At 69.5% G+C, this 5,888-nt stretch carries 7 protein-coding genes, 2 tRNA genes and 1 pseudogene; 5 read left to right on the plus strand and 5 right to left on the minus strand.

Going from position 1 to position 5,888, the window contains the following annotated elements; genetic code table 11:
• The 4 genes and pseudogenes from ASD25_RS27360 to ASD25_RS27375 all read right to left on the minus strand — a co-directional run.
• Positions 1-539, minus strand: a pseudogene (locus ASD25_RS27360) (NADH-quinone oxidoreductase subunit D); the annotation flags it as partial.
• Positions 539-1,027: an NADH-quinone oxidoreductase subunit C gene (locus tag ASD25_RS27365; RefSeq protein ID WP_082572636.1), complete on the minus strand. Its 489-nt coding sequence runs from the start codon at positions 1,025-1,027 to the stop codon at positions 539-541. The pseudogene ASD25_RS27360 and the gene ASD25_RS27365, both read right to left, overlap by 1 nt.
• 122 nt (positions 1,028-1,149) lie before the next feature.
• Positions 1,150-1,707 carry an NADH-quinone oxidoreductase subunit B family protein gene (locus tag ASD25_RS27370; RefSeq protein ID WP_055829755.1) on the minus strand — a complete coding sequence of 186 codons (558 nt, stop codon included), beginning with the start codon at positions 1,705-1,707 and terminating at the stop codon, positions 1,150-1,152.
• 193 nt (positions 1,708-1,900) lie between these two features.
• Positions 1,901-2,278 (minus strand): NADH-quinone oxidoreductase subunit A, encoded by a 378-nt coding sequence (locus ASD25_RS27375; protein WP_055829261.1) that lies wholly within the window; start codon positions 2,276-2,278, stop codon positions 1,901-1,903.
• A gap of 277 nt (positions 2,279-2,555) precedes the next feature.
• Between ASD25_RS27375 and ASD25_RS27380 the strand changes: the two genes are divergently transcribed.
• From ASD25_RS27380 to ASD25_RS27395, 4 genes are all read left to right on the plus strand, one after another.
• Positions 2,556-2,632, plus strand: a tRNA-Asp gene (locus tag ASD25_RS27380).
• Positions 2,633-2,679: 47 nt separating this feature from the next.
• A tRNA-Asp gene (locus ASD25_RS27385) sits at positions 2,680-2,756 on the plus strand.
• A gap of 145 nt (positions 2,757-2,901) precedes the next feature.
• Positions 2,902-3,276 (plus strand): BlaI/MecI/CopY family transcriptional regulator, encoded by a 375-nt coding sequence (locus ASD25_RS27390; protein ID WP_055829258.1) that lies wholly within the window; start codon positions 2,902-2,904, stop codon positions 3,274-3,276.
• Positions 3,273-4,901 carry a M56 family metallopeptidase gene (locus ASD25_RS27395; RefSeq protein ID WP_055829255.1) on the plus strand — a complete coding sequence of 543 codons (1,629 nt, stop codon included), beginning with the start codon at positions 3,273-3,275 and terminating at the stop codon, positions 4,899-4,901. The genes ASD25_RS27390 and ASD25_RS27395 overlap by 4 nt, the downstream gene beginning before the upstream one ends.
• Positions 4,902-5,013: 112 nt before the next feature.
• Here ASD25_RS27395 and ASD25_RS27400 read toward each other — a convergent pair whose 3' ends face one another.
• Positions 5,014-5,376, minus strand: coding sequence for a hypothetical protein (locus ASD25_RS27400; protein ID WP_055829253.1), 363 nt, complete (start codon positions 5,374-5,376; stop codon positions 5,014-5,016).
• Between the two features lie 240 nt (positions 5,377-5,616).
• On the opposite strand from ASD25_RS27400, the gene ASD25_RS27405 reads away from it, so the two are divergent.
• Positions 5,617-5,888 (plus strand): DEAD/DEAH box helicase (locus ASD25_RS27405; protein WP_156389488.1); only part of this gene is annotated, 272 nt, incomplete at its 3' end.

A 5,888-nucleotide genomic window follows, 5' to 3' on the forward strand; every position in this document is an offset into this window, starting at 1 on the left:
AAATAGTTGGCGTGCAGACGGGCGCCCGARGCGCGCTCGTAGAACACCATCAGCTTCTCGCGTTCCTCGAAGCCCCACAGCGGCGGCGTCAGGGCGCCSACGTCCATGGCCTGSGTCGTCACGTTCAGCAGGTGSSWSAGRATGCGGCCGATCTCGGAATACAGCACCCGGATCAGCTGGGCCCGGTAGGGCACGTCCACGCCCAGCAGCTTCTCGATGGCCAGGCAGAAGGCGTGCTCCTGGTTCATCGGCGCGACATAGTCGAGCCGGTCCAGATAGGGCACGTTCTGCAGGTAGGTGCGCGCCTCCATCAGCTTTTCGGTGCCGCGGTGCAGCAGGCCGATGTGCGGATCCACACGGGTGACCAGCTCGCCGTCCAGTTCCAGCACCAGACGCAAAACACCATGCGCGGCAGGGTGTTGCGGGCCGAAATTGATCGTGAACTTGCGGTCGTCCAGCGCCCGGGCGTGGTCGGTCAGGCCGTCGTCGAAGACGTCCGTGGCGCCGATCGGCAGGGGCGGGTTATGTCCGTCAGCCATCAGGCCTTGCTCCCTGCGAGGCCCTGGGCCTTTTCATCGCCCGGCAGGACGGTCGTCGCATATTCCGCGCCTTCCCACGGCGACAGGAAGTCGAAATTGCGGAACTCCTGGGTCAGTTTGACGGGCTCATAGATCACCCGCTTCTGCTCCTCGTCGTACCGGACCTCGACATAGCCGGTCATCGGGAAGACGCCCACGGCGCTGGGCACCGGCTGGACCTCGTCGGTCGTCAGCTTGACCCGCACGCGCGCGTTCCGCGTCATCGACAGCAGGTGATAGACCACCTCGAACCGCTCGGCCCGGTCCGGGAAATCGACCCCGCACAGGTCCAGCAGCTGATGGAAGCCGAACCGGTCCTTCAGCGCCGTCAGCACCGACAGGATGTTGGCCCGCGTGGCGATCAGCGTCAGTTCGCCGAAGGCGATCTGCGCCTCGACGCCCAGTTCGCCGACCATCTCGGCGCCCAGCGGCGTCAGGGCGGTCTCGATCTCCTCGATCCTCGCGAGCGCGTTCATCGGTCGATCGTCCCCGTCCGCCGGATCTTCTTCTGCAGCTGCAGCAGCCCGTACAGCAGCGCCTCCGCCGTCGGCGGGCACCCGGGNGAGCGCGTTCATCGGTCGATCGTCCCCGTCCGCCGGATCTTCTTCTGCAGCTGCAGCAGCCCGTACAGCAGCGCCTCCGCCGTCGGCGGGCACCCGGGYACATAGACGTCGACCGGCACGACCCGGTCGCAGCCGCGAACGACGCTGTAGCTGTAGTGGTAGTACCCGCCGCCGTTGGCGCAGCTGCCCATCGACAGCACGTAACGCGGGTCCGGCATCTGGTCGTAGACCTTGCGAAGCGCCGGAGCCATCTTGTTGGTCAGGGTGCCCGCCACGATCATCAGGTCGGACTGGCGCGGGCTGGCGCGCGGGGCCATGCCGAACCGCTCCATGTCGAAGCGCGGCATCGACGCCTGCATCATCTCCACGGCGCAGCAGGCCAGGCCGAACGTCATCCACATCAGCGAGCCCGTCCGGGCCCAGTTGATGACGTCGTCCAGCGAGGTGGTGATGAAGCCGCGCTCGCCGAGCTCGGCGTTCACCGCCTCGAAGAATTTGTCGTGGATGGCCGGATCATAGCCCTCCACCGACGAGCGGGCGCCGGTGTTGAACATGGTGGTGCTCATCGGCCCCGGCAGGCGCGAGGATGCGCCCGGCGCCACGGGCGAACTGCCCTGGTTGCCGACCCCGATCAGCGNCGGGCGCCGGTGTTGAACATGGTGGTGCTCATCGGCCCCGGCAGGCGCGAGGATGCGCCCGGCGCCACGGGCGAACTGCCCTGGTTGCCGACCCCGATCAGCGGGACGGTGTTCGTGGTCGTCACTCCCATTCGAGCGCGCCCTTCTTCCATTCGTAGATGAAGCCGACGGTCAGCACGCCGAGGAAGACCATCATCGACCAGAAGGCGAACACCATGCCCGACTGCGACAGGTCGAACATCGACACCGCCCAGGGGAACAGGAAGGCCACTTCCAGATCGAAGATGATGAAGAGGATCGACACCAGATAGAAGCGGACGTCGAACTTCATCCGCGCGTCGTCGAAGGCGTTGAAGCCGCACTCATAGGCCGACAGCTTCTCCGAGTCGGGGTTCTTCGGGGCCAGGACCCAGGCCGCCAGCATGAAGCCGAGGCCGAGGACCGCCGCGATCCCGAGAAAGATCACGATCGGGAGATATTGAAGAAGGAATGCATTCATCCGGGGGGACCTCGGCCGCCCTTGAAGGGAGGGGCGGATTCGGCGCTTTCTAGCCGCTGAACCGCGCCCGTTCAAACCCCCGTTCAAACCCGTGTGACGAAAGGTTTTTCTTGAGAATGGTTCGCAGGTTTTCCAGCCCGTCCGGCGGCGGCTGAAACGGCGTCCGCGCGATGGAAAAACTCTCCGGACGCCCGCTTTCGTCGCTTGACAGTGCGAGCCGCCCCCGCCTAAACGACGCCCCTCGCCGCGACGCACCTCAGCGCCGCGGCCGGGATACGCGGGTGTAGCTCAGTTGGTTAGAGTGCCGGCCTGTCACGCCGGAGGTCGCGGGTTCGAGTCCCGTCACTCGCGCCACTTCTCCTGATCGGAGAGGTGGCGCGGATCCCCCGNGGCCGGGATACGCGGGTGTAGCTCAGTTGGTTAGAGTGCCGGCCTGTCACGCCGGAGGTCGCGGGTTCGAGTCCCGTCACTCGCGCCACTTCTCCTGACCGGAGAGGTGGCGCGGATCCCCCGCCCCCCATCTTCACAGACAGCCTCCTTACCGCGGTTTCATCCCCGCGCCTCAGTCTTGCCTTTTTCCGCTACAAACGTAACACTACAGATGTAGCAGGAGACTCGCCGGCATGATCGAGACCCTTCCCCGCCGTGAACGCGAGGTGTTCGAGATTCTGTGCCGGCTGGAGCAGGGTACGGCCGCGGCGGTGCGTCAGGCCATGGCCGGCTCGCCCAGCGACTCGGCCGTGCGGACCCTGCTGACCCGGCTGGAGGCCAAGGGCCTCGTTGATCATCACAATGAAGGGGCCGCCTATGTCTACGCCCCCGTCCCCCGTCCGGAGACGGTCGCCGCCGGCGCCCTGAACCGTCTGGTCGACACCTTCTTCGCCGGATCCGCCGCCAGCGCCGCCACCGCCCTGCTCGGCCTGACGAAAAAACTGAAGCCCGACGAGCTGGCCGCTCTGGAGCGCGCGATCGAGAACGCCCGGGAGCGGGGCTCGTGACCGCCGTCATCCTCTCCCTTCTGATCAAGTCCAGCCTCGTCGCAGCCCTGGCCCTGTCCGCCGTCTGGTTGCTGGGCGGACGATCACCGGCCGAGCGCGTGACGCTGCTGCGCGCCGCCGTCGTTCTGCTGCTCGCCCTGCCCTTCATCGCCCTGCTCGGCCCCGACCTGACCATCTGGCTGGCCGCAGCGCCCGTCGCGGCGCCCGCCGGGACCTTCAGCCTTCCGGCCGCCGGAAGCGCCGCCGCCGCGCCGACCTTCACCCTGCCCGCCGTCTCGACATGGCTCGCCCTCGCCTGGGCCTCCGGCGCGGTCGCCCTCGTCGTCCGTTTCGGCCTCGGCGTGCTGACGCTAGCCCGCTGGACCCGGAGCGGCGACCTTGTTTCCGATCCCGCCTGGACCGCGGCGCTGGCCCGGCTGGCCGGCGGTTCCGCCCCGCGCCTGCTGGCGTCCGGCCGCGTCGCCTCGCCGCTGAGCTGGGGCGTCCCGCCGGGCGTGGTCCTGATCGGTGCCGCCCAGTTGAACCAGCCGCGCGACGCCGAGGCGGTGCTGGCCCACGAGCTCGCCCACATCCGCCGCCGCGACTGGCTGTTCCTGGCCCTGTCCCGCGTCGCTGTGGCCCTGTTCTGGTTCAATCCGCTGGTCTGGCTGCTGCAGGCCGAGCTCGGACGCCTGTCCGAGGAGGCCGCCGACGCCGACGCCCTGCGCCATGTCGAACCTGAGGCCTACGCCCGCACCCTGCTGGGCATGGCCGCCGACTTCACCCCCGGGGCCGCCACCGGCATGACCGGTCCGGCCCGTTCCCTCGCGAAAAGGATCACCAAGGTCATGACCCAACGCCGTCCCGCCTCGCCCCGTCCCGTCGCCATGATGATCGCCGTCGGCGCCCTGCTGGCCGTCGCCACGCCGCTGGCCGCGGTCGAGCTGTCCACGCGGGACGAGCCCGTCGCCCCGCGCGCGCCGTTCGCGGCCCTGGCCCCGGCGGCTCCGGTCGCTCCCCTCGCACCGGCCGCGCTCGCGGCTCTGGCTCCGCTCCAGGCGCCGGCCGCTCCACCGGCTCCGCCCGCGCCGCCTGAGCCGCCCGCGGCTCCGCAGGCCCCCGAATACCAGGGGGGCTACATCTACAACTCGACCGCGCAGCTCACCGATGAACAGCGCGCCGCCGTGGCCGCCGCGCGCGAATCCGCCGCCCACGCCCGTGTCATGGCCCGGGAGGCGCGGGCTCACGCCGCGGAAGCCCGGACCGTGGCGCGGACCAACGCCCGCATGGCGCGCCAGGCCGAACGCGCCGCCGGTCACTCCCGGGTCATGGCCGAGCACACAGCCCGCGCCCGCGTCAACGCCGAGGAGGCGCGAACCCTGGCCGCCCGTCACATGGCCGAGGCCCGGGCGCAGATGCGCGAAGGCGCGGAGCAGATGGTCGAAGGCGCCCGCAACATGCGCGAGGAGGCCCGCAAGCTGCGCGACCCGGCCTACCGCGCCGAACAGATCGAACGCGCCCGCGAGCGGGGGCAGACGGTCACTGACCAGCAGCTTCTGGATGCCATCCCGAAAATGGAAGATGGCGCGGACCGTATGGAAGCCGGCGCGGCGCGGATGCGGGCGCAGGGCGTCGACCCGAGCTGACGCCCATTCAAACCCCGGCGGCGGGGCCGAAGCCGGGCCCCGCCCTCGCGGGAACGCTGGCTGACGAGGGCGCGGGGGGGGGCATGCCCCCGGCCTTGCGGGATTGAATGCCCTACGGCGCCCGGCCCGCCACCAGCACGTTCTGCACGCGCCGGCCCATCGGATCGCGCGAGTGCCAGGTCTCGCCGACCGAGGCTTCGATCAAGGTGGTGCAGAAGCGCGGCACCAGCATATAGGGCCGGATGTTGGTCAGGCAGACCCGGTCCCCGCTCACCGACCAGCGCGCCGCCAGCCGCCGGCCGTCCGAAAACTGGGCCGAATAGCTGCCGTCCGGATTGAACCAGTGCTTGACCCAGCCGCCGTCCGGGTAACGCGACACCACCGTATTGCCGAAGGCGGAATTCATGTCGGCCCGAACGGAGCCGGTCATCAGCCATGCGACCGCGACAGTTACGACGCCGAGCGTACGCAGCATGCTTGTCCCTCAATCAGCCCTTCCCGGCGCGGACTATTAACAAACGTTCAGACATTGCCAAGCCCGGCCTCCGCCGGCACACGAATAGTTGACTCTGGCGGGGGGACTTCTATATCCGGCGCACGTTCGGGACAGGACTGGCGAATCCGCGCCGCCCGCTCGCCCAGAGATTCAGGGCGGTTCCGCGACATCGCACGACGGCCCGATGCGCGGGGCGTCCTTATCCAGTCCCAAGGACCCATGACCGAATTCTCCCAGCTGGGCCTCTCGCCCACGACTCTCAAGGCCGTCGCCGACACCGGCTACACCACCGCCACCCCCATCCAGGCCTCCGCCATCCCGGTCGCCCTCGCGGGCCGCGACGTGCTCGGCATCGCCCAGACCGGCACCGGCAAGACCGCCGCCTTCACCCTGCCGATGATCGACCGGCTGTCGTCGGGCCGGGCCAAGGCCCGCATGCCGCGCGCCCTCGTCCTGGCCCCGACCCGCGAACTGGCCGACCAGGTCGCCTC

It is taken from the genome of Brevundimonas sp. Root1423, assembly GCF_001426805.1.